This window comes from Sphingomonas baiyangensis, from assembly GCF_005144715.1.
In the GTDB taxonomy this organism is placed as follows: Bacteria; Pseudomonadota; Alphaproteobacteria; order Sphingomonadales; family Sphingomonadaceae; genus Sphingomonas; species Sphingomonas baiyangensis.
The window spans coordinates 731,474-757,347 of sequence record NZ_SWKR01000002.1; the positions used below are offsets into that span (position 1 = coordinate 731,474).

The 25,874-nt window shown below is 68.2% G+C and carries 16 protein-coding genes; 9 read left to right on the forward strand and 7 right to left on the reverse strand.

The genetic code is table 11. The annotated features are described in order from the left end of the window. Nucleotides 1-119 precede the first annotated feature (119 nt). Genes FBR43_RS06695 through FBR43_RS06705 form a run of 3 tightly spaced genes read left to right on the forward strand, consistent with a single transcriptional unit; the run spans nt 120 to nt 2,521 of the window. Nucleotides 120-1,364: a hypothetical protein gene (locus FBR43_RS06695; protein ID WP_136942425.1), complete on the forward strand. Its 1,245-nt coding sequence runs from the start codon at nt 120-122 to the stop codon at nt 1,362-1,364. Between the two features lie 29 nt (nt 1,365-1,393). Then, nucleotides 1,394-2,041, forward strand: coding sequence for an acyltransferase family protein (locus FBR43_RS06700; protein WP_136942426.1), 648 nt, complete (start codon nt 1,394-1,396; stop codon nt 2,039-2,041). A gap of 36 nt (nt 2,042-2,077) precedes the next feature. Continuing rightward, nucleotides 2,078-2,521 (forward strand): acyltransferase family protein, encoded by a 444-nt coding sequence (locus tag FBR43_RS06705; RefSeq protein ID WP_136942427.1) that lies wholly within the window; start codon nt 2,078-2,080, stop codon nt 2,519-2,521. A 3-nt stretch (nt 2,522-2,524) separates the two neighbouring features. Here the strand turns inward: FBR43_RS06705 and FBR43_RS06710 are convergent, their stop codons facing one another. The 7 genes from FBR43_RS06710 to dnaE all read right to left on the reverse strand — a co-directional run bounded on the left by FBR43_RS06710 (nt 2,525) and on the right by dnaE (nt 14,915). Then, a complete protein-coding gene (locus tag FBR43_RS06710; RefSeq protein WP_136942428.1) occupies nt 2,525-3,292 on the reverse strand; it encodes an SDR family NAD(P)-dependent oxidoreductase in 768 nt (255 codons plus the stop codon). A 1-nt stretch (nt 3,293) separates the two neighbouring features. Then, on the reverse strand, nt 3,294-4,478 hold the full coding sequence (locus FBR43_RS06715) for a zinc-dependent alcohol dehydrogenase (RefSeq protein WP_136942429.1): 1,185 nt from the start codon (nt 4,476-4,478) through the stop codon (nt 3,294-3,296). Then, the gene (locus tag FBR43_RS06720) at nt 4,478-5,104 is read right to left on the reverse strand and encodes an SRPBCC family protein (RefSeq protein WP_136942430.1); all 627 of its coding nucleotides are present in this window, start codon (nt 5,102-5,104) and stop codon (nt 4,478-4,480) included. The genes FBR43_RS06715 and FBR43_RS06720 overlap by 1 nt, the downstream gene beginning before the upstream one ends. Before the next feature lie 120 nt (nt 5,105-5,224). After that, nucleotides 5,225-8,806, reverse strand: a complete 3,582-nt coding sequence (locus tag FBR43_RS06725; RefSeq protein WP_136942431.1) for an ABC transporter permease/M1 family aminopeptidase — start codon at nt 8,804-8,806, stop codon at nt 5,225-5,227. A 17-nt stretch (nt 8,807-8,823) separates the two neighbouring features. Beyond that, nucleotides 8,824-9,717, reverse strand: a complete 894-nt coding sequence (locus FBR43_RS06730) for an ABC transporter ATP-binding protein (RefSeq protein WP_136942432.1) — start codon at nt 9,715-9,717, stop codon at nt 8,824-8,826. A gap of 57 nt (nt 9,718-9,774) precedes the next feature. Further along, nucleotides 9,775-11,367 (reverse strand): long-chain fatty acid--CoA ligase, encoded by a 1,593-nt coding sequence (locus FBR43_RS06735; RefSeq protein ID WP_136942433.1) that lies wholly within the window; start codon nt 11,365-11,367, stop codon nt 9,775-9,777. Nucleotides 11,368-11,429: 62 nt separating this feature from the next. After that, nucleotides 11,430-14,915, reverse strand: a complete 3,486-nt coding sequence (gene dnaE, locus FBR43_RS06740; RefSeq protein ID WP_136942434.1) for a DNA polymerase III subunit alpha — start codon at nt 14,913-14,915, stop codon at nt 11,430-11,432. A 153-nt stretch (nt 14,916-15,068) separates the two neighbouring features. Between dnaE and FBR43_RS06745 the strand changes: the two genes are divergently transcribed. From FBR43_RS06745 to addA, 6 genes are read left to right on the forward strand one after another with little or no spacing between them, the layout of a single operon-like run. Continuing rightward, nucleotides 15,069-17,411: a sensor histidine kinase gene (locus FBR43_RS06745; RefSeq protein WP_136942435.1), complete on the forward strand. Its 2,343-nt coding sequence runs from the start codon at nt 15,069-15,071 to the stop codon at nt 17,409-17,411. Further along, nucleotides 17,408-17,854 carry a tRNA (adenosine(37)-N6)-threonylcarbamoyltransferase complex ATPase subunit type 1 TsaE gene (tsaE, locus tag FBR43_RS06750; RefSeq protein WP_136942436.1) on the forward strand — a complete coding sequence of 149 codons (447 nt, stop codon included), beginning with the start codon at nt 17,408-17,410 and terminating at the stop codon, nt 17,852-17,854. The genes FBR43_RS06745 and tsaE overlap by 4 nt, the downstream gene beginning before the upstream one ends. Next, complete coding sequence (locus FBR43_RS06755) at nt 17,839-18,822, forward strand: aminoglycoside phosphotransferase family protein (protein ID WP_249276485.1); 984 nt, start codon at nt 17,839-17,841, stop codon at nt 18,820-18,822. Before tsaE ends, FBR43_RS06755 begins: the two co-directional genes overlap by 16 nt. 1 nt (nt 18,823) lies before the next feature. After that, nucleotides 18,824-19,579 (forward strand): nucleotidyltransferase family protein, encoded by a 756-nt coding sequence (locus FBR43_RS06760; RefSeq protein WP_136942438.1) that lies wholly within the window; start codon nt 18,824-18,826, stop codon nt 19,577-19,579. Continuing rightward, a complete protein-coding gene (gene addB, locus FBR43_RS06765) occupies nt 19,572-22,517 on the forward strand; it encodes a double-strand break repair protein AddB (RefSeq protein WP_136942439.1) in 2,946 nt (981 codons plus the stop codon). Before FBR43_RS06760 ends, addB begins: the two co-directional genes overlap by 8 nt. Continuing rightward, on the forward strand, nt 22,510-25,866 hold the full coding sequence (gene addA, locus FBR43_RS06770) for a double-strand break repair helicase AddA (protein WP_136942440.1): 3,357 nt from the start codon (nt 22,510-22,512) through the stop codon (nt 25,864-25,866). The genes addB and addA overlap by 8 nt, the downstream gene beginning before the upstream one ends. Nucleotides 25,867-25,874: the final 8 nt, after the last annotated feature.

Here is a 25,874-nt window from a genome sequence, read left to right on the forward strand (position 1 = left end):
CACCCCCCTTTCGCGCCGCGCGGCGGGAATATGGCCGCGCGACCCAACGTTCGAGCGCAGCGCTTGGCGCTCGCCGCAGGACGCGCTAGGGCACGCACGAACGCCTGGGTGGAGCCGCGATGCATCTGACTGCGCATGAGCGCCTCGAACGTGCGGCTCAGGGCATGCGCCCGGCGCTGCGGGCGCCGGCGCGGATGAAGGCCGCGCGTGCGCCGTCGGACCGGCTGGGGCTCCTCGCGGTGCTGACGATCGGCGCCTATCTGTTCGCCAAGCAATTCTATTTCTTCAGCGGCGGCAGCATTCAGCCCGCCGACGGGCTTATTACCGCAATGGCGCTGTTCGTCGTCGGCCCGCGCGGGCTTGCGCAGTTTCTGCGCCAGCAGCCGCTGCTGACGGCGATGACAATCTGGATTGCGCTGGTGAATTTCACCTGGTTCGCGATCTCGGGCGTCAGCGACTATGTGGTCACGACGCTCTATTACGTCTTCAACCTGTTCGTCGTCGTCGCGGTGTTCAGCACACGGCTCGACCGGCCCGAGGCGTTCGACCGGATCGTGCCGTGGTTCATCTTCGCGGCGATCCTCGCGCAGTTCGCGGTGGTCTATTATATCGGCGACAGTGCGGGGCTGCGCAGCAAGGGCACGTTCCGCAATCCCAACCAGCTTGCCTATTGGGGCGTGTGCCTCTTCAGCCTGTTGATGATCCTGCGCAGCAACAAGCCAAAGCCGATCGACCTGCCGTTCCTGCTGATGATCCTGTATTGCGAGGCGATGTCGGCATCGCGCGCCGGTGTGGTGGCGACCGCGCTGCTGATGCTCATCTGGCTCTATTTTGCGTTGCGCACGCCGGCGCTTCGTATGGTCGGCGCGGCGGCGGGAGTAGTCGCGGCATGTCTGCTGATGGTTGCCGGTGCCGTCAGCACCGATCGCATCGTGTCCGACGACCGCGTCCGTATTCGCCTCAACGACAATCGCGAGGGTCAGATCGAAGAACGCAACTACGACCGTATTGTCGACAATTACGAATATATCGTGGTCGGCGCGGGTGAAGGCGACCTTGAGCGGTGGGGCAGCGGCGACGAGTTCGCGATGGAAATCCACTCGTCGTTCGGTACGATGCTGTTCTCCTACGGTCTGCCCGGCCTGGCGCTGTTTGTCGCGTTTCTCGCGGCGGCGACGCTCCGCGCTCCGTTCGGGCTCGCAATCTATCTGCTCCCGCCGATCCTTTACGGCGTCACCCATCAAGGCCTGCGCTTCTCGTTTTTCTGGATCGTGATCGGCGTGCTGCTGGCGATTGGCGAAGCCGCCCGCCGCCGCCGTGTGTCACAGCGACCGCTCTATACGGGGCGCCGCCTCGCCTTTTGAACGTTCGGGTAAGTGATCGAGGTGGGCGCATGGCATCGCACAAGTTCGTCGCGCTCGATTCGTGGCGCGGGATCGCCGCGCTCACGGTTGCGTTCGGCCATCTGAAGACGTCGGGCTTCCTTTCGACGCTGCCGGTTGCGAGCGGTTCCTATCGCTTCGTCGACTTCTTCTTCGTGCTGTCGGGCTTCGTCATCGCGCATTCGAGCGGCGTTCGCATCGCCTCAAAACGCGGCGAGATCTGGCCGTTCTTCATCCGCCGGATCGCCCGGCTGTGGCCGCTCCATCTTTTCGTTCTCGGTCTTTTCGCGGCTTATCGCGTGCTGCTCGCCATTGCGAAGATTTTGGGCCTCCGGGCAGGTTCCGCTGCCTTTGAGGGTGAATTTGCGCTCGCCTGGCTGCCCGCCAACCTGACGATGACGCAGGCCTGGGGTTTCCTGCCGATGGCGACGTGGAACGAGCCGGCTTGGTCTATCAGCGCCGAGTTCGCCGCCTATATCACTTTCGCACTGTGCCATGCCGCTTTCGGGGCGCGCGGATGGATCGCGCTGGCGGTCATCGGCGCGCTGGCGGCGATGTTCACGCTGCTGCATCCGCGGGTGATGCAGGCGACCTATGATCTGGCGCTGGTGCGCTGCCTGCTGAGCTTTTCGGCCGGCGTGCTGGCCTATATCGCCTGACCGCGCGTCGCGGCGGCGCGATTGCCCGCCCCGACGTTGACCGAGGCCGTGTTTGCGGCAGCGGTATTCGCGGCGGTCGCGCTGCTGCCGCACGACCTGAACATCCTGTGCGTGCCGCTATTCGCCGCGACCGTGCTGGTGTTCGCGCGCGAGCAGGGGCGGCTCTCGCGGCTGTTGCGCCACCCCTGGTTCGAGGGGCTCGGGCGGCGCTCCTACTCGATCTACCTCGTCCACGCCTTCGTCGCCGTGGGCCTGCTGTCGGCCGCCGCAGTGGCGAGCGTGCTCGACCTGCCGCTGATCGGTTTCGGCGAGGCGCAGCCGGGCCAGAAAGGCATCGTCGCGCCGCCGCTGCTGGCCGATGCGATCATCGTCGCGTTCCTCGTGCTGATCGTCCAGCTTTCGAAGCTCAGCTATCGCTTCGTCGAGCTGCCCGGCAGCGCCCTGGGAGCGCGACTGCTCCGCAAGGCGCCCCCGGGCTAGGCGCTATTCGGGCTTGGCCATCTTCGCGTGCTGCTTCGCCAGCACCGTATCGGGCGTGAGGTGCGAGAGCGCGGCCTGGATCTTGTTCTTGGCGCCCGAGACGACATGCGCCGATCCATCGATCATCGCCTTCCAGCCGTTGCGCGCGGTGTCGGCGGGGTCTTCCTTGCCGTCGTCCTTGCCCACCGGCGTGTCGAGCATGTTGGCGCGCCGGAAGAAATCGGTGTCGGTGGGGCCGGGCATCAGCACCGTCACGCCGACGCCGGTGTCCGAAAGTTCCTCACGCAACGCGTAGGCGAAGCTGTCGAGATATGCCTTGGTCCCGTTGTACACCGCCTGATAGCTGCCGGGAATAAGCCCCGCGATCGATCCGACGATGAGGATGCGGCCCTCGCCGCGCGTGACCATCGTCTGCGCAACCTTCTGGATCAGATAGGTCGTGCCGGTGACGTTGGTGTCGATCACGCGTCGCCAATCGGCCGGCGCCTGCTCGACGAAGGCGTGGCCCAGGCCGCGGCCCGCATTGGCGATGAGTATGTCGATCGGGCGGCCATCGACGGCATCGATCAGCCGGTCATTGCCCTCGAACGTCGCGAGATCGGCCTCGACCGCCTCTACGCGCACGCCGCCGGTACGCAATTCGCCCGCTGCGGCATCGATCTGCGGCTCGTCGGCGACGAGCAGCAGGTCGTAGCCCTCGCTCGCCGCGATCTTCGCCAGTTCGCGCCCGATACCAGTCGAGGCGCCGGTGATGACTGCCAGCTTGCCCATGTCAGCTCTCCATGCCGGGTTTGAGGACGATCTTGGTGTAGTCGTCCTGATGGTTCTTGAAGTTCGCATAGCCTTCAGCCGCCGCTTCGAGCGGCAGGCGGTGCGAGATGAGGAAGGTCGTGTCGATCTTGCCCTCGGCGATCATCGCCAGCAGCTTGTTGGTGTATTTCTGCACATGCGTCTGACCGGTCCTGAGCGTTATGCCCTTTTCCATCAGCGCGCCGAGCGGAAACTTGTCGGTCATGCCGCCATAAACGCCCGGGATCGAAAGCCGCCCGCCCTTGCGCACCGCGAGGATCGCCTGCTTGAGCGCCGATGCGCGATCAGCGCCGATGCCGACCTTCTGCTTGGCAATGTCGAGCATGTTGTCGACCGAGAAGCCATGCGCTTCCATGCCGACGGCATCGATCACCGCATCGGGGCCGCGACCGCCCGACATTTCGAGCAGCGCCTCGCGCACATCGGTTTCGCGGAAGTTGACGATCTCGGCGCCAAGCCCCTTGGCCAGCGCGAGCCGGTGCGGGTAATGATCGATGACGATCACGCGCGCGGCACCCATGATGAGCGCGCTCTGTGCGGCGAACAGGCCGACCGGACCGGCGCCCCAGACGGCGACCACGTCGCCGCTCTCGATCTCGGCATTCTCCGCCGCCATCCAGCCGGTGGGCAGGATGTCCGACAGGAACAGCACCTTGTCGTCATCGAGACCGTCGTCCTCGATCACCACGGGACCGACATCGCTGAACGGCACGCGGACATATTCGGCCTGGCCACCGGCATAGCCGCCGGTCAGGTGCGAATAGCCGAACAGCCCGGCCATCGGGCTGCCGTACAGCGTCTCGGACATCTCCTGCTTGTCGACGGGGTTCGAATTGTCGCAGGCGCTGAACTGCTGCTTGCCGCAGAAATAGCAGGCGCCGCATGCGATGACGAACGGCACCACTACGCGCTGGCCCTTGCGCAGCGTTGAATGCGGGCCGGTTTCCACCACGCGGCCCATGAACTCGTGGCCGAGCACATCGCCCGGTGCGACAGCGGGGATCACCCCGTCATACAGATGCAGGTCCGATCCGCAGATCGCCGTCGAGGTGATCTGGATGATCGCATCGCGCGGATTGACGATCTCGGGATCGGGCACGGTATCGACGCGGACGTCCTGCTTGCCGTGATAGCACAAGGCGCGCATCAGGCTTTCTCCTCGGTTTCGAGCCGGCGCTCGGATGTGGCGATCTCGCCCGTTTCCATCAGCATGCGAAAGCGCCGCAGGTCGCGGCGCGCCTGGATGGCGGGCTCGCGTTGCAGCAATTTGGCCACCGCCTGACCGGCGCGACCGAAGGGCGGGATATAGGCGATCACCAGTTCGACCTCGGTGCCGCCGCCCGGCGCATCGCTGAAGCGCACGCGCCCTTCGGTATCGATGTCCGATCCTTCGACCGACCGCCAGGCGATGATCCTGCCCGGCTTCTCCTCGGCGATGCGCGTCTCGACCGAGACGGTGCCGCCGCCGGGCGCCCTGATCGTCCAGCGCGAGCGATCGTCGCCGAGTAGTTCGACCATGTCGAGATTGTCCATGAACGCCGGCAGGTTGGTGAAGTCGCGCCAGAACGCGAACAGCTCGTCGCGCGACGGCTTCATGATCGTCACCGTCTTGCCGACGACGGCATAGTCGCCGAAGCGAGAACGCCGCGCGGTGCGGCCAGGTGCGTCGTCCGCCGCGCCGTGCGGACGCGACGAGCGGGCGAGCAGCAGCCCGCCGCCGATCGCGAGCAGTGCCGCCGCTCCGCCGGCTGCAGAAAGCGTCTTTCGTTGCATGTTGGCCTCCGTTCGGAATGCCAAGCGCGCAAAGCAGCTTTACTGTTCCGCCAAGCGGAAGATCAATGCGAATTATCGAGCATATGACGACCGATGCTGATGCAGATCAATATTAGCGGTCTATTCGACCGCAACCAGATTGTCGTCGCCGTTACGATCGACATATTTGTTGTACGGATCGATGCCGGCGAACGCGGGCCGCCGATCGGTGACCAAGCGTATCTGCTGGCGACCGCTGCGCACCGGGCGGCGCTCCATGAACAGCACGTCGGCGCGGTCGAACGCGCCGATGCCGGGGCGCGCGGTGAACAGGCCGATGTCGATTTCGTCGGCCAGGGGTGCTGCGCGCTCGGCCCCCTGCCCATCGGCATAGGCCTTGCCCGCTTCGACCGTCAGCACCGTCTCGAACCGGCCGGGCGCCACTTGCCGCGTCGACGCGGCCGTTGCCTTCAGGTCGTAGATGGTGATGCGTTCGAGCAGATCGGCGACGAGCTGGCGCTCGGCATCGTTGCGCGCGAGGCTGCGGAAGCCCTCGACCAGCTCGGTCGAGCGCGCATAGGGCTGGCTCTTGAAGCGGTAGCGCGCGAGCAGGTTGGCGAGCATGGCGTTGACGCGGTCCTCGCCCAGCCGGTCCTGCAACAGGTACATCGCCAGCGCGCCCTTGCGGTAATGGATATAGCCCTGATTCTCGACACGGTTGAGCGGCAGTTCCTCGATCGCCTCGCCGCCGCGTGAGCGCAGATAGTTGTCGAGCTCGTATTTCAGGAAGCGGCGGATGCGATCTTCGCCGTACAGCTCCTTCATCACCATCAGCGCACCATATTGCGCCATCGTCTCGACCAGCATCGTGCCGCCCTGCATGTCGGCACTGATGAGCTGGTGCGCCCAATATTGGTGCGCCATCTCGTGTGCGGTGACGTAGGTCACGTAATCGATGGCGTCGGGATCGCGCGTGTCGGCGATGAAGCCGATCTTCTCCGAATAGGGGATGGTGCCGGCAAAGGCCTGCGCGAAGGTCGCGTAGCCGGGAAACTCGATGATGCGCGCATAGTCGAACTGATAGGGGCCGAAGGCGCGCTCGAAATAGGCGAGCGAGCGCTGCATCGCGGTCAGCATCTTGGGTACGTTATAGTCGTGCGCGGGATGGTGATAGACGCTGAGCGCGACATCGCCCGCCTGCGCCTTCGCCTCGGCATAGCGCGCCGACTGAACCGAGAAGAAGGCGAGGATCGGCGCGCTCGACACGAAGCGTGCGGTGCGGCGGCCGTTGGCGGTTTCGTCCGACATGCGACTGCCGGGCGCGACGGGCGTCTGGTCGCTCGTTGAGACGGTGATGTCGGACATCACCCAGTCGGCATTGCCGATATAGTTGCGCCGCGTGGCGGCCAGATCCTCGAGCTTGGCGGGGCGCAGCTCGGCGGGCAGGCCGTATTTGCGTCGTTCGCTGCGATCGGTGAGCAGGCCGATGCGTTGCATGCCGATCTGCGGCGCGAACTCGGTATTGTTGAGGAAGCTACCATTGGCGACCAGCCGCGTGTCGTCGCCATTGGCGCGCAGCCCGCGCTGCTCGCGCCGCGTGGTGAAATCGAGCGTGGTGCGTGCACCCGGCGCGAGCGGCGTATCGAAGCGGTAGATGCGGTATTTGTGCAGCCGGTCTTCCATCGCCAGCGTGGCGTTGGGGAGGCCGAGGCCGGTAATTTCGGTGTTCGGATCGCCCATGCGGACGTGCAGCGTCTCGATCGGCGCGTCGGTATCGTTGACGAGCGTGTAGCGCCCGCGCGCTTCCATGCGGCGCTCGGCCGGATAGAGATCGACGCGAACGCGCATCGCCGTCGCCGAGGGCTGCGCCACATTCTCGTATTTGAGGAAGCGCTTTTCATATTCGGCAAGCCGCGCATTGCGATCGTCACGCGTGCGATAGGTGTTGAGGACGTTCATGTTCCAGTAGAGGAACGCGCCGGTGCCCGCGAACACCAGCAGCGCCGCCGCGATGACGATGCCGGGGGTGCCGCGCAACCGCGCGGGCATGCGCCGCAGCCGCGCCTTCAACCGTGTCTCGGTGCCGCGCCGCCACAGCAGGTGCGCGAGCACCGCCAGCACGATGGCGAAGGCGCCCCAGTAGAGCCGCAGCCACCAGCCGAGCGGCCCGCCGACCTGATCGCCGTTGATGTCCGAAAGCTGAGGCGTGCCACTGGCGCCGTAGAGGTAGAGCGGATGCTCGAAGCCGACATTCGACAGCGTGATGGTGGCGACCAGATAGACGACCATCAGCGCCCAGCCGACATATTTGTTGGGGCTGAGCGCCTGGATGAACACCGCCAGCACCGCGATCAGGACCATGTCGATGCCATAGGGCAGCAGATACCAGCCCAGATACTGACCCAGATCAATCGACGCGCCGCCGCGGATCGTCTGCACGAGGATCGCGGCGACGACCGAGATGGCGAGCGTCGCGAACAGCACCAGCGATACCGCCAGCGTCTTGGGCAGCATATAGGCCCAGTTGGGCAGCGCCGTCGCATCGACGATCTCGTGCATCCGCCGGTCGCGATCGCGCCACACCACTTCGCCGGCATAATAGATCGCGATGATGATGGGGATGATGCCGAACGCGCCGAACAGCACTTCGAGGATGGCGAAGGTAAGGGGCCGCGCGGGCGTGCCGTACAGCTCGTTCGAGCCGATCAGGCCGCCCACGGCATTGGCGAGACCGATGACGATGAGCACGAAGAAGGCTGGGCTCTTGACGAGCTGGCCGATCTCGAAGCGGCAACGACGCAACAACTGGCTGCGCCACGCCCGCTCGGGAGCGACGGGCGGCAGCGTCGCCACAAGCTCGGGCGCGACAGCACCGAGCTTCGCCGCGCTGCGCGCCTGCCGGCGCAGCTTGCGCTTCGAGATGCCACGCTCGGCGAAGCTGAAGCGCCAATAGGCGATGACCAGCGCAAGCAGCGCGACGCCGAGCACCAGGATACGATTAACGAGCAGGCGCCCCTCGAACGGCGCGATCAGCGTGTTCGATTCGCTCGCCGTCCAGTAGCGCGTGGCGTTGCCGAGCGCGGCGATGCCGAACGGCTCGAAATAGGCGACGGTATCGCGCCATTCGGGCTTCGAGGCAGTGACGCCTACCAGCACGAAATAGGCGACGAGGAACACGACGACGCCGAGATAGCTGTACATCATCGAACGCGTCATGGTCGCGACCGCGAAGAAGATCGCCGCCGTGAGGACGAGGTTGGGCAACGCTAGCGCGGTGAAGGCGAAGGCATAGTCGCGCGCGCGATTGGGCCCCAGCGTCTCGGCATCGAGCCAAGGCATCAGCGATCCGATCCACATCGCCAGCGGCACCGCGGCGAAGGCAATGACCGCTGCACCCAGCGCGCCGGCGAACCGGCCGATCAGATAATCGAACCTGGCGACGCGCGTGGAGCGCACCATCGGCCCGAAGCCGCTCTCGTCGTCGCGCACGATCACGTTCGCCACGAACGCGGTCGTGACGAACATGAAGAACACCGACATGATGAGGTGCGTCTGCGCGATCGCCGCGGGCGAATTGGCATGCACGTTGCCGCCGCTGCCGATCTGGATCTGGTCGATCGTCACGGCGCCGAAGGTCAGCAGGAAGAACAGGATCGCGACGACCCAGAAGACGGGGCTGCCGAGCTGGTAGCGGAGTTCGAAGCTGGCGATGCGGCCGAACATGGGTGTGCTCCCCCGGCTCAGGCGGCGTGCGCGGGGGCGGCGCGGCGGCTGTGCGCCAGCGTCGAGAAATACACGTCCTCGAGCCCGCCCTGCACGCTTTCGAAGCCGTCGCCGGGGTCGCTGTCGGCGAGCACATGGATGACGGTGCGCCCGGCGAACAGCCGCGTCGAGATGACTTCGTGACGCTCGCGATACTCGTCCAGCGCGTCGCGCGATATCGTGCGCGCCCAGATGCGCCCGCGCGCCTGATCGATCAGCTCGAGCGGTGCGCCTTCGCGCTGGATGCGCCCGCCGGCGAGGATTGCCATGCGCGGGCACAGATCGGCCACGTCCTCGACGATATGCGTCGAAAGGATGATGACGACATTCTCGCCGATCTCGGCGAGCAGGTTGAGGAAGCGGTTGCGCTCCTCGGGATCGAGGCCGGCGGTGGGCTCGTCGACGATGATGAGCTCGGGATTGCCGATCAGCGCCTGCGCGATGCCGAAGCGCTGCCGCATCCCGCCCGAAAAGCCCGCGATCGCCTTCTTGCGGACGTTCCACAAATTGGTCTGGTTGAGCAGCGTCTCGACCGTCGCCTTGCGATCGGCGGCCGAGGCGACGCCTTTCAGCACCGCCATGTGATCGAGCATGTCATAGGCCGACACGCGCGGGTAGACGCCGAAATCCTGCGGCAGATAGCCGAGCGTGCGCCGCAGCCGCTCGGGCTCGGCGATCACGTCGATGTCGCCGAAGGTGATGCTGCCCTCGGTCGGCGTCTGCAACGTGGCGATCGTGCGCATCAGCGTCGACTTGCCGGCGCCGTTGGGACCGAGCAGCCCGTACATGCCCTTGGGAATGTCGAGCGTCACGCCATCGAGCGCGCGCGTGCCGTTTGCGTAGACATGGCCGATGTCGCGTAGCTGAAGCATCTGATTCCCCCCGGATTTGGCATCAGCCTATCCGGGTGTGCTGCAACAGTAAAGCACCTATGCGGCCTGCAGGCTGTACCCCTTGTATTTCTCGCGCAGCGCGGTCTTGAGCAGCTTGCCCGTGGCGGTGTGCGGCAACTCGTCGACGAAATGGATTTCGTCGGGCAGCCACCATTTGGCGACCTGCCCGGCCAGATGCGCCTGGATCGCCTCGGGCGTCACGTCGCTGCCGGGCTTCTTCACCACCAGCAGGATCGGCCGCTCCTCCCAGCGCGGGTGATGCACGCCGATCGCCGCCGCCTCGGCGACGCCGGGGCAGCCCACCGCGGCATTCTCGAGATCGACCGAGCTGATCCACTCGCCGCCCGACTTGATGACGTCCTTGGCGCGATCGGTGATCTGCATCGTGTTGTCGGGGTGGATGACGGCGACGTCGCCAGTGTCGAACCAGCCATCAGCGTCGACGCAGGGCTGCTCTTCGCCGAAATATTGCTGGATGATCCATGGCCCGCGTACCTGCAACCGGCCCGAGCTCTGCCCGTCGCGCGGCTGCGGTTCGCCAGCATCGTTGACGATCCGCATCTCGACGCCGAAGGGCGCGCGGCCCTGCTTGCAGACCTGATCGACCTGCTGCTCGAAGCTAAGTTCGTCCCAGTCGTAGCTCTTGGCGCCGATGGTGCCGATCGGCGAAGTCTCGGTCATGCCCCAGGCGTGGTTGACGCGGATATCCATCTTCATCAGCCGCTCGATCATCGATCGCGGCGCCGCCGACCCGCCGATGGTGACGACTTGCAGATGCTTCGGCGCATCGCCCGTCGCGTCCATGTGCTGGAACATCGCGAACCATACGGTGGGCACTCCCGCCGAGTGCGTCACCTTCTCGCGATTCATCAGTTCGCACAGTATCTTGGGCTCGTTGACGCACGAAAAGACGAGCTTGAGACCGACGGCCGGCGAGGCGAAGGGCATGCCCCAGCCGACGGCATGGAACATCGGCACAATCGGCATCGCCACCGAGCGCGCCGAGAGATCGAACACCGAGGGCTGCAATTCGGCGAGCGCGTGGATCATCGACGAGCGGTGCGAATAGACCACGCCCTTCGGATTGCCCGTGGTGCCGCTGGTGTAGCACAGCATGCACGGCTCGCGTTCGGAACCCTCGACCCATGTATAGTCGCCATTCTCAGGCGCGATCAGCGCCTCGAAGCTGTTTTCGCCGTCGCCATCGAAGACGACGTAGTGCTCGATCGTCGTCCACTGGTCCTTCATCTTGTCGACCAGCGGCTGGAACATCCGGTCGTACATCAGCACGCGATCTTCGGCGTGATTGGCGATATAGGCGAGCTGATCGGGAAACAGGCGCGGATTGATGGTATGGACGATCCCGCCCATGCCGATGGTGCCGTACCACGCGACCAGATGGCGGGCATGGTTCATCGCGAGCGTGGCGACACGGTCGCCGGGCTTCAGCCCCAGCCGTTCGAGTGCCTGCGCCAGCCGGCGCGAATCATGCGCGATCTCGCCCCAGTTGGTCACGCTCTCGCTGCCATCGGCCCAGCGCGTCAGGATCTCGCGCGTCGCATGCTCGCGCTCGGCATGTTCGATCAGCCGCGGGATGCGCAGCTCGAAATCCTGCATTCCACCAAGCATCGACCTCTCCGTTTTTCTCGTTTCGGGTACGGAGAATAGCCGCTCGTGCGCGGGCGTCCAGCCTATCCGGCGAGTTGCAATTTGGGGCTCATCAGATCGCTCGATCGAATACCGGGCACGGCGTCGATCGCCGCCACCAGCTCATGGTCGAGCAGAAAGTCGTCGCCGAGCAATATCTCGGCCTCGGCGCCATCGCGCAAAGGCGTCAGGATGCGGACCCGGCCGCGCCCGCCGCGCTGGTCGCGCAGCATCGCGCCGAGCGGTACGAGCGCGGCGGCGTCGTCGACCCAGAGGCTCAGCACCAGCCGCGCGTTGTTCGAGAGCGTCTCGAATGCCTGCACGCTCTTGACGGTGACGCGCGCCGCATCCTCGCCGGCGCGGCGATCGAGCTCGATCTGAAGCAGCGCGCATCCGCCGGCACGCGCGGCTTCCTCGAGCGCATCGGCGGGGGCATCGTCGAAACAGGTCGCCACGGTCTGGCCGCTAGAGTCCGAAAGTGTCGCCATCATGTAGCGCTTGCCGCGCGCCGAGGTGCGCCAGCGCGCGTCCTCGACCAGCGCGGCGATCGTCGCACCGGCACGCGCGCCCTCCGCCACGTTGACTTCGGCCAGCGCCGCGATCGGACGGGCGGCGTGTACCCTGGCGAGATGCGCATAGCGATCGAGCGGATGCGCCGAGAAATAGAAGCCGAACGCTTCCTTCTCGGCACCGATGCGCTGCGCCAGCGTCCAGCCGGCACTCGCGGGGAGGCGGATGGGCGGCTCGCTCGCCTCGCCGTCGCCGAACAGCCCCCCCTGCCCGCTCGCGCGGCCCGCATGGATGCGCTGCGCCGTTGCGAGGATCGTCTCGGCGGCGGCGTGCACGCCGGCGCGGTTGTCGGCGAGGCAATCGAACGCGCCGGCGGCGGCAAGCGTCTCGACCTGCCGCTTATTGAGCAGTCGCGGATCGACTCGGCGGGCGAAATCGTCGAGCGAGGTGAACGCGCCTTTCGCGCGCCGCTCCTCGACCACCAGCTCCATCGCGCGCTCGCCGACGCCCTTCAACGCCGCCAGCGCATAGCGCACCGCCAGCCCTTCGCCATGCGGCTGCACGTCGAACTCGGCCTCGCTCGCGTTCACGTCGGGCGGCAGGCAGGTGACGCCCAGCCGCTTCATGTCGTCGACGAAGATCGCGAGCTTGTCGGTCAGCGCGAGGTCGAAGCACATCGATGCCGCGAAGAACTCGTGGCGATAATGCGCCTTCAGCCAGGCCGTCTGATAGGCGAGCAGCGCGTAGGCGGCGGCATGGCTCTTGTTGAAGCCATAGCCCGCGAACTTGTCGATCAAATCGAACAGCTCGTTGGCCTTGGCGGCGGGAATCGCATGATGCTCGGCACAGCCCGCGACGAAGATCGCGCGCTGCGCGTCCATTTCGGCCTTCACCTTCTTGCCCATCGCGCGGCGCAGCAGATCGGCGCCGCCGAGCGAATAGCCCGCCAGCACCTGCGCGGCCTGCATCACCTGCTCCTGATAGACGAAGATGCCGTAGGTCTCGGCAAGGATCGGTTCGAGCAGCGGGTGCGGATAGGTGACGGGCTCGCGCCCGTTCTTGCGCGCGCCGAAACTCGGGATGTTGTCCATCGGCCCCGGCCGGTAGAGCGAAACGAGCGCGATGATGTCGCCGAAATTGGACGGACGCACCGCCGAGAGCGTGCGGCGCATCCCTTCGGATTCGAGCTGGAACACGCCCACCGTATCGCCGCGCTGGAGCAGCGCGTACACGCCCTCATCGTCCCACGGCAGCGTGTCGAGATCGATCGCGATGCCGCGCTTGGCGAGCAGGTCGACGGCCTTGCGCAAGACGCTCAATGTCTTGAGGCCGAGAAAGTCGAACTTCACCAGTCCCGCGCCCTCGACATATTTCATGTCGAACTGCGTGACGGGCATGTCCGAGCGCGGATCGCGGTAGAGCGGTACGAGCTCGGCGAGCGGGCGGTCGCCGATCACCACGCCGGCGGCGTGCGTCGATGAATGGCGCGGCAGCCCTTCGAGCTGCTTGGCGAGGTCGAGCAGCCGGCGCACATCGTCCTCGCGCTCATAGGCGTGCGCGAGCTCGGATACGCCGTTGATCGCGCGTTCGAGCGTCCACGGGTCGGTGGGGTGGTTGGGCACCAGCTTGGCCAGCCGGTCGACCTGCCCGTAGCTCATCTGGAGGACGCGGCCGGTATCCTTCAGCACCGCGCGCGCCTTGAGCTTCCCGAAGGTGATGATCTGCGCGACATGGTCGCCGCCATATTTGCGCTGCACGTAGCGGATGACCTCGCCGCGCCGCGTTTCGCAGAAGTCGATGTCGAAATCGGGCATCGACACGCGCTCGGGATTGAGGAAGCGCTCGAACAGCAGCCCCAGCTTGATGGGATCGAGATCGGTGATCGTCAGCGCCCAGGCGACGACCGAGCCCGCCCCCGATCCGCGACCCGGCCCCACCGGAATGTCGTTGTCCTTGGCCCATTTGATGAAGTCGGCGACGATGAGGAAATAGCCCGGAAACCCCATCTGGATGATGACGTCGAGCTCGAACTCTAGCCGCTCGCGATATTCGGTTTCCCAACCCTCGGCACGCTCGCTGCCCTCGAGCGCGGCGATCCGGTCGAGCCGCTCTTGCAAGCCTTGGCGCGCGGTTTCGCGCAGCATCGCCGCCTCGCCCTCGCGGTCGCCGGCGAGGCTCGGCAGGATCGGTTTGCGCTTGGGCGCGGCCACCGCGCAACGCTGCGCCACCACCAGCGTATTGGCGATCGCCTCAGGCAGATCGGCGAAGTCGCTGCGCATCGTGTCGGCGGGCTTGATCCATGCGTCGGGCGAACTGCGCTTGCGATCCTCGGACATCACATAGGTCGAGTGCGCGATGCACAGCATGGCGTCGTGCGCGGCATGAAAGCCCGCATCGGCGAAGCAACTCGGATTAGTTGCGACCAGCGGCAGGTCATTGGCGTAAGCGAGATCGATGAGCGCCGCCTCGGCGCGCTGCTCGATCGCGTCGCCGCGCCGCGCCAGCTCGATATAGAGCCGGTCGCCGAACAGGTTCTGCAACCGGTCGAGATAGGCGGCGGCGTCGCGATGCTGGTCGTCGGCGAGCAGCCGCGCGAGTGCGCCCTCGCCGCCCGCCGTCAGGCACAGCAGGCCCTCGCTGTGCCCCGCCAGCGCGTCGATCGGGACGTGCGCATCGAGTTCGAGCGGGCGGCCGAGATGCGCCTGCGACACCAGCGCGCACAGATTGGCGTAGCCCGCTTCGTCCTGCGCATAGAGCGCCAGCCAGTCGAGCACCGGATCGCGCCCCTCGACACCCGGCCGCGCGACGCCCAGCATCGTGCCGATTATCGGCTGGACGCCCGCGTCGCGACAGGCGTCGGAGAATGCCATCGCCGCGTACAGCCCGTTGCGATCGGTCAGCGCGACGGCAGGAAAACCGAGCGTGCGCGCGTGTTTGGCGATCGCCTTGGGCTCGATCGCGCCATCGAGCATGGTATAGCAGGAGAAGATGCGAAGGGGGACGTAACCGGCATGCGACATGCCCGGCAGGGTAGCCGCTGCGCCCTGGCGGCGAAAGGGCGTCGAGGGCTTATCCACACAAAAGCGTCCGCCGTTGCCCTCCCGCGAATTGCCGCCTAGTGCCCGAACGATGGACGACAGGCGTGCCGAAACGCCGGCCGCGCGGCGCCGGGCATGATCGCGGAAACCGGGCAGATCGCGCTGGCGGGCGCGGTGCTGGCGCTGCTCGTCGCCGCGGCCGGCTGGGCGCTCTACACGGGTCTTGCGATGCGTTCGCGCGCGCGAACGCTCGAGGCCGACAATGCTCGGCTATGGGCTCTGATCCGTGCCGCGCCGGCACGAGCGATGGTGGTGCTGGACGACGGGCGTATCGAGCTGTCGAGCCAGCTGTCGGACTGGCTGGGCCTTGTCGCCGATCCGCGCGAGCTCTCGGGCCTGAGCGAGGATCGTGGCGGACTGCTTGCCGAGGATGCGCGCGCGCTCGCCGCGGCCGTCGAGGCGGCGCGCAAGGCGGCACGGCCGTTCCGCCTGCCGGTGCAGGCGCGCGGATCGGCGCAGCGGCTGCTGGCGGTCGGCGACCGGGCGCCCGACGCGCTGGGCGCGGGCGGCGCCGTGCTCGTCTGGTTCTTCGACGCGACCGAAACCGAAAGCGAAGTCGCGCGGCTGACCGAGCGCGCGACGATGCTGCGCGACGCGTTCGACGCGCTGACCGGGCTGATCGAGGCCGCGCCGATGCCGATGTGGTATCGCGCGCCCGATCTGCGCCTCGCGATGGTCAATATCGCCTATGTCCGCGCGGTCGAGGCGCGCGACGGCGAGGATGTGGTGGCCCGGCAGGTCGAGCTCGTCGAGGACGGTGCCGGCGCCGGCCCGCACGCGCATGCGGCGATCGCGCGCGATACGGGGCAACCGCAGGTGGCGGCGCTTCCGGCCACGGTCGGCGGCGCGCGGCGGATGCTGCGCGTGTACGACGTACCGCTCGCCGATGGCGGCACCGCGGGCTTTGCCATCGACATCGAGGATCTCGAACAGGCGCGCAGCGGCATCAAGCGCTTCGGCGAGGCACAGCGCGCGATGCTCGATCGCGTATCGGCCGGCGTTGCGCAGTTCGGCGCCGATCGGACGCTAGTCTTCTGCAACCAGCCGTTCCGCCGCATGTTCGGTATCCGCCCCGAATGGCTGGCCGAGGCGCCCGAATTCGATCGCCTGCTCGACCGGATGCGCGAGGCCGGGCGACTGCCCGAGGTCCGCGACTATCCCGGCTGGAAGGCCGAGCGGCGCGACTGGTTCCGATCCCCTGAGGAATCGATCGAGGAAAGCTGGCACCTGACGGGCGGAATGCACCTTCGCGTCGTCGCCCAGCCGCTGCCCGATGGAGGCCTGCTGCTGATCTTCGAGGATCGTACCGAGCAGGTCCAGCTCGCGAGCGCCCGCGACACGCTGCTGCGCGTACGCACCGCGACCACCGAGAATCTGTTCGAGGCCGTGGGCGTGTTCGCCGCCGACGGCCGGTTGCAGTTGTGGAACAACAAGTTCCGCACCGTCTGGGGCTTCGATACCGAGTTGCTCGCCAGCCATCCGCGCGTCGACACGCTGGCGCGCGAGGCGGCGCCGCGCCTCGCCAACCCCGCGCGTGCCGCGCTCATCGCCGAGCTCGTGCGGTCGGCAACGGTCGACCGGCTGCAACGCGGCGGCCGCGTCGCCTTTGCCGACGGGCGGCATTTCGAGTTCGCGGCGGTTCCGCTGCCCGATGGCAATGCGCTGCTAACGATGCTCGACATCTCCGACAGCCGCCGCATCGAACAGGCATTGCGCGACCGCAACGAAGCGCTCGAGGCCGCAGACAAGGTGAAGACCGGCTTCGTCGCCAATATGAGCTACGAGCTGCGCACCCCGCTCACCTCGATCAAGGGCTTCGCCGAGATGCTCGAAGGCGGCTATGCCGGGACGCTGGGCGAGGATGCGCTGGGTTATACGCGGGCGATCCTCGAATCGGTCGAACGGCTGGGGACGCTGGTCGACGACGTGCTCGATCTCACGCAGGGCGATGCGCCGCCCAAGCGCGCGCCGTTCGATCTGGCCGCGGCGTCCGAGCGCGCGGCGGGCGCCATCGCGCCGATGGCTGCCGAGCGCGCGCTCGATTTCGCGATCGAGACGCATCCGAGCGCCGGCACCATCGCGGGCGATGAGCGCCGCATCGTGCAGGCGATCGAGCATGTGCTGCGCCATGCCGTCACCCACACGCCGGCCGGCGGGCGCGTGCTACTGCATGTCGACGGCGACGAGAGCGGCGCGCGCATCATCGTGTCCGACGACGGGCCGGGGATGAGCGCCGCCGAGCAAGCTACGGCCTTTGACCGCTTCGCGCGCCACGGCGTCACCGCCAGCGGCGAGCGCGCGCTGGGGCTCGGCCTGCCATTGGCCCGTCAGTTCATCGAGGCGCATGGCGGTAGCGTCGCGCTCGTTTCCGAAGCCGGTCAGGGCACGCTGGTGACGATCGGGCTGCCACGCGCATGATCGCGTTGCTGGACGAGGCGGCCTCGCGGGCGTTCGGCGCGAAGCTCGCACGGGTGCTTGCGGTGGGCGATGTCGTCACGCTATCGGGCGACTTGGGCGCCGGCAAGACGAGCATCGCGCGTGGGGCGCTCGCGGCGCTGGGCCTTCAGGGCGAGGCACCCAGCCCCAGCTTCGCGATCGTCCAGAGCTATGCGCCGCCCGAACTGCGCCTGCCCGTGCTTCACATCGATCTCTACCGCATCGAGCATGAGGACGAGCTGCTCGAACTCGGGCTCGACGACGCTCGGCGCGATTCGGCGCTGCTCGTCGAATGGCCCGAACGCGTCGGCACGCGTTGGTGGCATGATGCCCTCGCCCTGACGCTTGCCCCGGCGGCGGACGGCGGACGCGCCTTGACAGCGCAGGTGCCGGCGGCATGGAAGGCGCGATGGCCCCTGATCTGAACCCGCCCGCCGGCGTCGACGCGTTCCTCGCCGGCATCGGCTGGGGCGATGCCGAAATCCAGCCGATCGCCGGCGATGCATCGTTCCGCCGCTATTTCCGCATCGTAATGCCCGGGCGCAGCGCGATCCTGATGGACGCGCCGCCGCCGCACGAAGACCCGCGCCCCTTCCTGCGCGTCGCGCGCTGGCTCGGCGAGCGGGGGTTCGCAGCACCCGCGATCCTCGGCGAGCAGCTCGACGAGGGGCTCGTGCTGCTCGAGGATTTCGGCAACGCCCGGATGCGCGAAACCGTCGACGCCGCGCCCGAAAGCGAGCTGCGGCTCTACGAGGAAGCCGTCGACCTGCTGATCCGCCTGCACGGCCACCCCGCCGGTCCGTGGCGGCCCTATGATCTTGCCGAATATCAGCGCGAAGCGGGATTGCTGGTCGAATGGTATTGCCCGGCGGTCTCGCTCGACGTCGATGTCGAGGGATATCGCGCGGCCTGGGACGCAGTGCTCGCGCCGCTCGCCAATGCGCCGGTGGTGACGGTGCTGCGCGACTATCACGCCGAAAACCTCATGCTGCTCGAGGAAGGCGCGCAGACGCTCGGGCTGCTCGACTTCCAGGACGCGCTGGCGGGCCATCCTGCCTATGATCTGGTGTCGCTATTGCAGGATGCGCGGCGCGAGGTGCCTGCCGCGCTGGAGGCCGCGATGCTCGATCGCTATCGCCGCACGACGGGCGTCGATGCATCGTTCGAAGTCGCCTATCATGTGCTCGGCGCGCAGCGGAACGCCAAGATCATCGGCATCTTCACGCGGCTGTGGCGACGCGACGGCAAGCCGCGCTATCCGGCGCTGTGTCCGCGCGTATGGGGGTATCTCGAGCGCGACCTGGCGCATCCCGCGCTGGCACCGGTACGCGGCTGGTTCGACGCGCAGATTCCGCCGGCGCTGCGCGGCGACCCGATCGTGCTGGGCGCCTGACATGGCGCAGACGCTGGCGCTGCGTCCCGAGCCCGACGCACCGGTGCCGCAGACCGCGATGGTGATGGCCGCCGGGCTCGGCAAGCGGATGCGCCCGCTCACCGCCACGCGTCCCAAGCCGCTGGTCGAGGTGGCTGGCAAGCCGCTGATCGACCATGTGTTCGATCGGCTTCGCGCGGCAGGCGTCGCGCGCGCCGTCGTCAACGTTCATTATCTTGCCGATGTGATGGAAGCGCATCTGCGGCACCGCGTGTCGGGCATCGAAGTCGCCGTGTCCGACGAGCGCGAGACGCTGCTCGAAACCGGCGGCGGCCTTGCCCATGCGCGTCCGTTGCTGGGTGACGCGCCGATCCTGTGCGTCAACAGCGACAATCTGTGGGTCGACGGCCCCGTCGACGCCATCCGGGCGATGGCCGCGATGTGGGATGCCGCGCGCATGGACGTGCTGCTGCTGCTGGTGCCGCTGGCGCGGGCGCACAATCACGGCGGCCAGGGCGACTTTCACCTCGACGCGCAGGGCCGCATCACCGGCCGTCGCCGCCCGGGCCGGCTGGCGCCCTTCGTCTATACCGGCGTCCAGATCCTCAATCCCGCGATCATCGCCGATCATCCGGCGGGCCCGTTCTCAACCAACCTGTTCTGGAACCGGGCGATCGCCGCGAGCCGCGCTTACGGGCTGGCGCACGAGGGCCTGTGGTTCGACGTGGGCACCCCGCCCGCCATCCGCCGCACCGAGGCGGTGCTGGCCGATGGCTGAGCGTCGTCCGCTCGGCATCTACTCGATCCCGCCGCACCGCGCGTTCGCCGATACGCTGGCGATCGGGCTGTTGCGCCGCTATGGCGACGATCCGATGCGGCTGGCGCGCGGCACGATCCTCGTGCCCAATCATCGCGGCGGCCGCGCGATCACCGATGCGTTCGTGCGCGAGAGTGGCGGCGGGCTGCTGCTGCCGCGCATCGTCGCGATCGGCGATCCCGAGCTCGACGATGCGATGGGGGCCTTGCTCGACCCCGCCGATGCCGAGCCCCTGCCCCCCGCGATCGCGCCGCTGCGCCGCCGGCTGGTGCTCGCGCGGCTGCTTTGCGATGCGACGCCGCTTGCGGCACCCGAAGCCTTGCGATTGGCAGGCGATCTCGCGCGCACGCTCGACCAGCTGCTGATCGAGGAAGTGGCACCCGCCCAGCTTCGCGATCTGGCGCTGGCGCCCGAACTCGCCGAGCACTGGCAGACCGCGCTGACGACGTTCGAGACCGTGCTCGATCGCTGGCCCGATCTGTTGCGCGAAAGTGGCATGATCGAGCTCGCCGAGCGGCGACGCCTGCTGCACGAGCGCGCCGCGCGACGCTGGCGCGACGCGCCGCCAGCGGGCTTCGTCTGCGCGGCGGGCATCACCGCGCCCGCCCGCTCGATTGCGCGCCTCCTCCGCTCGGTGGCGGGATTGCGCGAGGGGCATGTCGTGCTGCCGGGTGTCGATCGCACGATGGACGCTGCCGAATGGGACGCGCTCGGCCCACATGAGCCCGATCCCGGTACCGGCATCACTGCCCCGTCGATCGAGACGCATCCCCAATTCCATCTAAAGCTGCTGCTCGATCGCATGGGCGTGGCGCGTGCCGAGGTGATGGAATGGCGCGTCGCCTCCGAGCTCGACGCTCCGCCCGCGCGTACGCGCGCGATCGCGACCGCGCTTGCACCCGCGGCGTTTACCGACGGCTGGCCCTCGCTGCCGCGCGACCGCCGCCGCTTCGACGGCGTCGAGGTGATCGAAACCGGCACGCCCGCCGAGGAAGCGCAGGCGATCGCGCTGAAGCTGCGCGAGACGCTCGAAACGCCGGGGCGCACCGCCGCGCTGGTGACGCCCGACCGGGCTCTGGCGCGCCGCGTGGCGGCGCATTGCGCGCGGTGGCACATCGCGATTGACGATTCGGCAGGCCAGCCGCTCGCCATCCTGCCGCCCGGCACGCTGCTGCTGGCGATTGCCGAGACGCTGGCGCAGCGCTTCGCTCCCACCGCGCTGCTTGCGCTGCTCAAGCATCCATTGGTCGCGTCGGGCGACGAGCGGCTAGCCTGGCTCGAGGGTGTGCGATCGCTCGATCTCGCCCTGCGCGGCCCGCGCCCCGCGCCGGGTCTCGAAGGCATCGAGGCGCATCTGGCGCAGGGTGATCGACGCACGGCACGCATTCGCGCGGCGGCGGCGGCATGGTGGCCCGAGGCGCGCGAGCGGCTGGCACCCATCGCCCGGCTGGCCGCTATCGATACTGCCGACATGCCGGCGATGGCGGCGATGCTGCGCGAGGCCGCTACCGCACTGGCGGGCGACGCCGCCTGGTCGCGGACCGAAGGACGCGCAGCGGCCGATCTGCTCGCGGCGCTCGAAACCGAGGGGGCCGATGGCCCACGACAGATCGCGCCCGACGATCTGCTGCCGATGCTGCGCCTGCTGCTCGACGAGATCGCCGTGCGCCCCGCACAGGGCGGGCATCCCCGCCTTGCCATCTATGGCCTCATCGAAGCGCGGATGCAGCGCGCCGACCTGATGATCCTCGGTGGCCTGAACGAAGGCGTGTGGCCTGCAGCTCCCGCGCCCGACCCGTGGCTGGCGCCGCGCATCCGCGCCGAACTGGGGCTTGCGGGACTTGAGCGGCGGATCGGTCTGGCGGCGCATGATTTCGCGATGGCGCTCGGTGCGCCGCAGGTGCTGCTCACCCGCGCGCGGTGCAATGCGGGCGCGCCGACCATCGCCTCGCGGCTGTGGCTGCGCATCGAGGCACTGGCCGAGAATGTCGCGGCGCCCGCCGGCCTTGCCGAATGGGCGCCACTGCTCGATCGTGGCGACGCGCACCGCCCCGCCGTACGCCCCGGGCCCGCCCCGCCCGTGGCTGACCGCCCGCGCGAGCTTTCGGTCACCGAGGTCGATCGCCTCAAAGCCGACCCCTATGCCTTTTACGCGCGACGGATGCTGCGTCTCTCGCCGCTCGACCCGATCGATGCCGATCCGAGTGCTGCCTGGCGCGGCACGATGGTACATGCCGTGCTCGAAGCCTGGGCGCGCGAGGACGATTGCCGCCCCGATGCGCTGCGCCCGCGCGCGCTGGCGATGCTCGATGCCGCTCGTGCACACCCCGTGCTGCGCGCCCTGTGGGAGCCACGGCTGATCGCGGCGATCGACTGGATCGCCGAGCGACTCGCGGACGAACATGCCGCCGGGCGCCGCGTGCTCGGCGTCGAACGCTCGGGCGCGCTCGACATCGCCGGCGTGCGGCTGACGGGCAAGTACGACCGCATCGACCGGATGCCCGACGGCAGCCTGGGCATCGTCGACTACAAGACGGGTAAGGCGCCGAGCGCGCGCGCGGTCGCGGCGGGCTACCAGATGCAGCTAGGGCTGATCGGGCTGATGGCCGAGCGCGGTGCGTTCGCAGGCATCGAGGGCACGGCAGCGGCGTTCGAATACTGGTCGCTCGCCAAGGCACGCGACGGGTTCGGCAGCGTGTCGAGCCCCGTCGGCGGGCGCAGCGGTGACGCGATCGCGCCCGAGGACTTCGTCGCGATGGCGGCCCGCCAGTTCGAAGCGGCGGTCGAGCGCTGGCTGACGGGCGATGAACCCTTCACCGCCAAGCTCGTCCCCGAATATGCGCCCTATGCCGAATATGACCAGCTGATGCGCCGCGACGAATGGTACGGCCGTGACTGACGCGCCGCTCCACCCGCTGCACGGCCAGCAGGCGCCGGCGAGCGATCCGCGCGCGCATGTTTGGCTGTCGGCATCGGCGGGCACCGGCAAGACGCAGGTGCTCGCCGCGCGCGTGCTGCGCCTTCTTCTGCACGGCGCGCGGCCCGAGGCGATCCTGTGCCTCACCTTCACCAAGGCAGGCGCCGCCGAAATGGCCGAGCGGATCAACTCCCGTCTCGCGCGTTGGGTGCGTAGCGACCGCGATGCGCTGTTCGCCGATCTGCGCGCGCTGGGCGAGCGCGGCACGCTCGATCAGGTGGCCTATGCGCGCACGCTGTTCGCGCGTGTGCTCGATGCGCCGGGCGGGCTCAGGATCCAGACGATTCACGGCTTCTGCCAGAGCCTGCTCGCGGCCTTTCCGGTCGAGGCCGGGCTGACGCCGGGCTTCCGGGCGCTCGAGGCGCGCGAGGAAAGCGTGTTGCAGCGTGCGGCGCTGGCGCGGATGCTCGAGGACGAGGCGGCGGCGGGGCGCGTACGCCTGATCGAGGCGATCGGCGCGCTCAGCCTGCGGCTGGGGGAAGGCGGGGCCGAGGAGTTCCTCACAGTCTGCGCACGCCAGCCAGAAGCGATGGCGGGCCTGCCCTCGGGCGTCCAGCCCTTCATCCGGCGCGCACTCGGCCTGCCGCAGGGCGATATCGAAGCGGCGGTCGAGGCGGCCTGCGCCGATGATGCGTTCGACGTGGAGACGTTGCGCCACATCGCTGCCGCCAATGCCGGCTGGGGCACCAAGACCGGGCTGGAACGCGCCGATCTTATTGCGGGCTGGCTCGGCGCGTCGCCTGCGAACCGCGCTACCACGCTCGATCGCCTGCATGGCGTCTGGGCGACGGCCAAGGGCGAGATGCGCGCCAAGCACGGCCCCAAGGATGCCGATTATGGCGAATGGGCCGCGCGCCTGCACGCCCGCTGCGGCGATCTGCTGGCGATACGCGTCCGCGCGGCCTATGCCGATTGCCTCGCTGGTGCGCTTGAAGCAGGCCGGGCCTATGCCGCCGCCTATGCCGATGCCAAGCGTCGCGCGGGCGTCGTCGACTTCGACGATCTGATCGCGGCGACGGTCCGCGTGCTCGGACTACCCGGCATGGGCGAATGGATCCGCTACAAGCTCGATCGCGCGACCGACCATGTGCTGATCGACGAGGCGCAGGACACCAATCCGCGCCAATGGGCTATCGTCAGCGCCTTTGCCGACGAGTTCTTCGCCGGCGAGGGTACGCGGCCTTCGGCGGCACGCACGCTGTTCAGCGTTGGCGATTACAAGCAGGCGATCTACGGCTTCCAGGGTACCGATCCGATCTTCTTTCGTGCCGCCGGCACGCGCTTCGATCGGCTGGCGAGCGTCGTGCCCGAGTTTGGCGGCCCGCCCCGCCCGCTCCATCAACTGTCGCTGACACATAGCTTCCGCTCGACGGCGGCGATCCTCGCCTTTGTCGATGCCGCAATCGCCGCGATGCCGGCCCCCGGCATGGGCGATCAGTGCATTCTCGAACCCCATGCATCGCAGGTAGCAGGCCCGGGCCGCGTGACGCTGCTGCCACCCGTTTCGGCCGGGGCCGATCCCGAAGACGAGGAGGGCTGGATCGACGATGCCGTTCGCCGACAGGCGGGCGACATCGCCCGCATGGTACGCGGCTGGCTCGACGACCGCAGGATGCTCGAGGCCAAGGGCCGCCCGCTGCGCCCCGAGGATATTCTCATTCTGGTGCGCCGACGCGGCGACCTCGCCGCGCTGATCGTCGCGCGGTTGTATGCCGAAGGGGTGCCCGTTGCCGGCGTTGACCGGTTGCGGCTCAACGCGCCGCTCGCGGTGCAGGACCTGCTCGCGGCGGTCCGCTTCGCGCTGCAACCCGCCGACGATCTCAATCTCGCCTCGCTGCTCGTGTCGCCGCTGATCGGCTGGAGCCAGGAGCGGCTGATGGAAATCGCGGCGCCACCGCGGCCCGGCAGCCTGTGGCGCGCGGTGCGCGAGCAGGGCGATGCAGATACCGTTGCGAAATTGCAGGTCTTCCTGCGCCGCGCCGACATCGCCACCCCCTATCGCTTTCTCGAGGACATCCTATCGGGCGATCTCGAGGGACGGCGTCGATTGATCGAGCGGCTTGGCGACGAGGCGCGCGATCCGATCGAGGAACTGCTCAACGCAGCGCTTAACTTCGAGAGCGTCGCCACGCCGTCGCTTCAGCGCTTCCTCGACTGGTTCGACCGCGGCGATGTCGAGATCGTGCGCGATTCGTCGCGGCCGCAGGCAGCGGTGCGCGTGATGACCGCGCACGGCGCCAAGGGCTTGCAGGCGCCGGTGGTAATCCTTGCCGATGCCACCGCCGATCCACGCCATACGCGTCGCGACATTCTCGACTGGCAGCCGGCGGGGCATGACGGCCCTGCTTTCCCGATCTTCCGTCCACGGTCGGTCGAGCGCGACGCGGCGCTGGCGACGACCATCGATGCCGCCGACGCGCGCGAGATGGAGGAGCATTGGCGGCTGTTCTATGTCGCCGCGACGCGCGCCGAGGAGGAGTTGGTCATCGGCGGCGCGCTGCCCGCCACCGCGCGGGGCGAGCCGCCCGCCGCCAGCTGGTACGCCGCCGCCACGCGTGCGATGGACGCACTGGGCGTGCCGCCGGGCGAAATGCGCTCTTATCATGCGGGAGCGGCGATCGAGAGAACCGCGACGCCGTCGCAATCGACGCGTGTGGCGGGCATGCCTGCCCTGCCCGACTGGGCACGCAGACCCGCACCGGCCGAGGCACGTCCCTCACGGCCGCTCGCCCCCTCGGCGATTGGCGAGGATGCGGTCGCCGATCCGCCCCCCGATGCCGCGATGCGCGCCGCCGCCGAACGCGGGCAGTTGCTACATGCGCTGTTCGAGCGGCTACCCGCGCTCGATGCGGCTGAGCGCCGACCGGTGGGCGCCGCATGGCTTGCCGCGCGTGGCGCTGACAACGCCTTGCTCAACACGGCGTTGCGCGTGATCAAACATCCCGATTTCGCCGATATCTTCGGCGCTGACGCGCTGGTCGAGGCGCCGATCGCCGCCGTCGTCGACGGTCAGGTCGTGTCCGGCACCGTCGACCGGCTGCTGATCGCGCCCGACCGCATCGCGCTGATCGATTTTAAGACGGGCCGGCGCGTGCCCGCCGACCTCGCGGCGATCCCCGCCTATCACCTGCGCCAGATGGCGGCCTATGCCGCGGCGCTTGCCGTCATCTTTCCCGATCGCCCGATCGAGGCGGCATTGCTCTATACCTCGGGCCCGGTGCTGTACGCGCTTCCGACCGGGCTGCTGGCCGCGCACGCGCCCGCAAGCTGAGCTAGGCT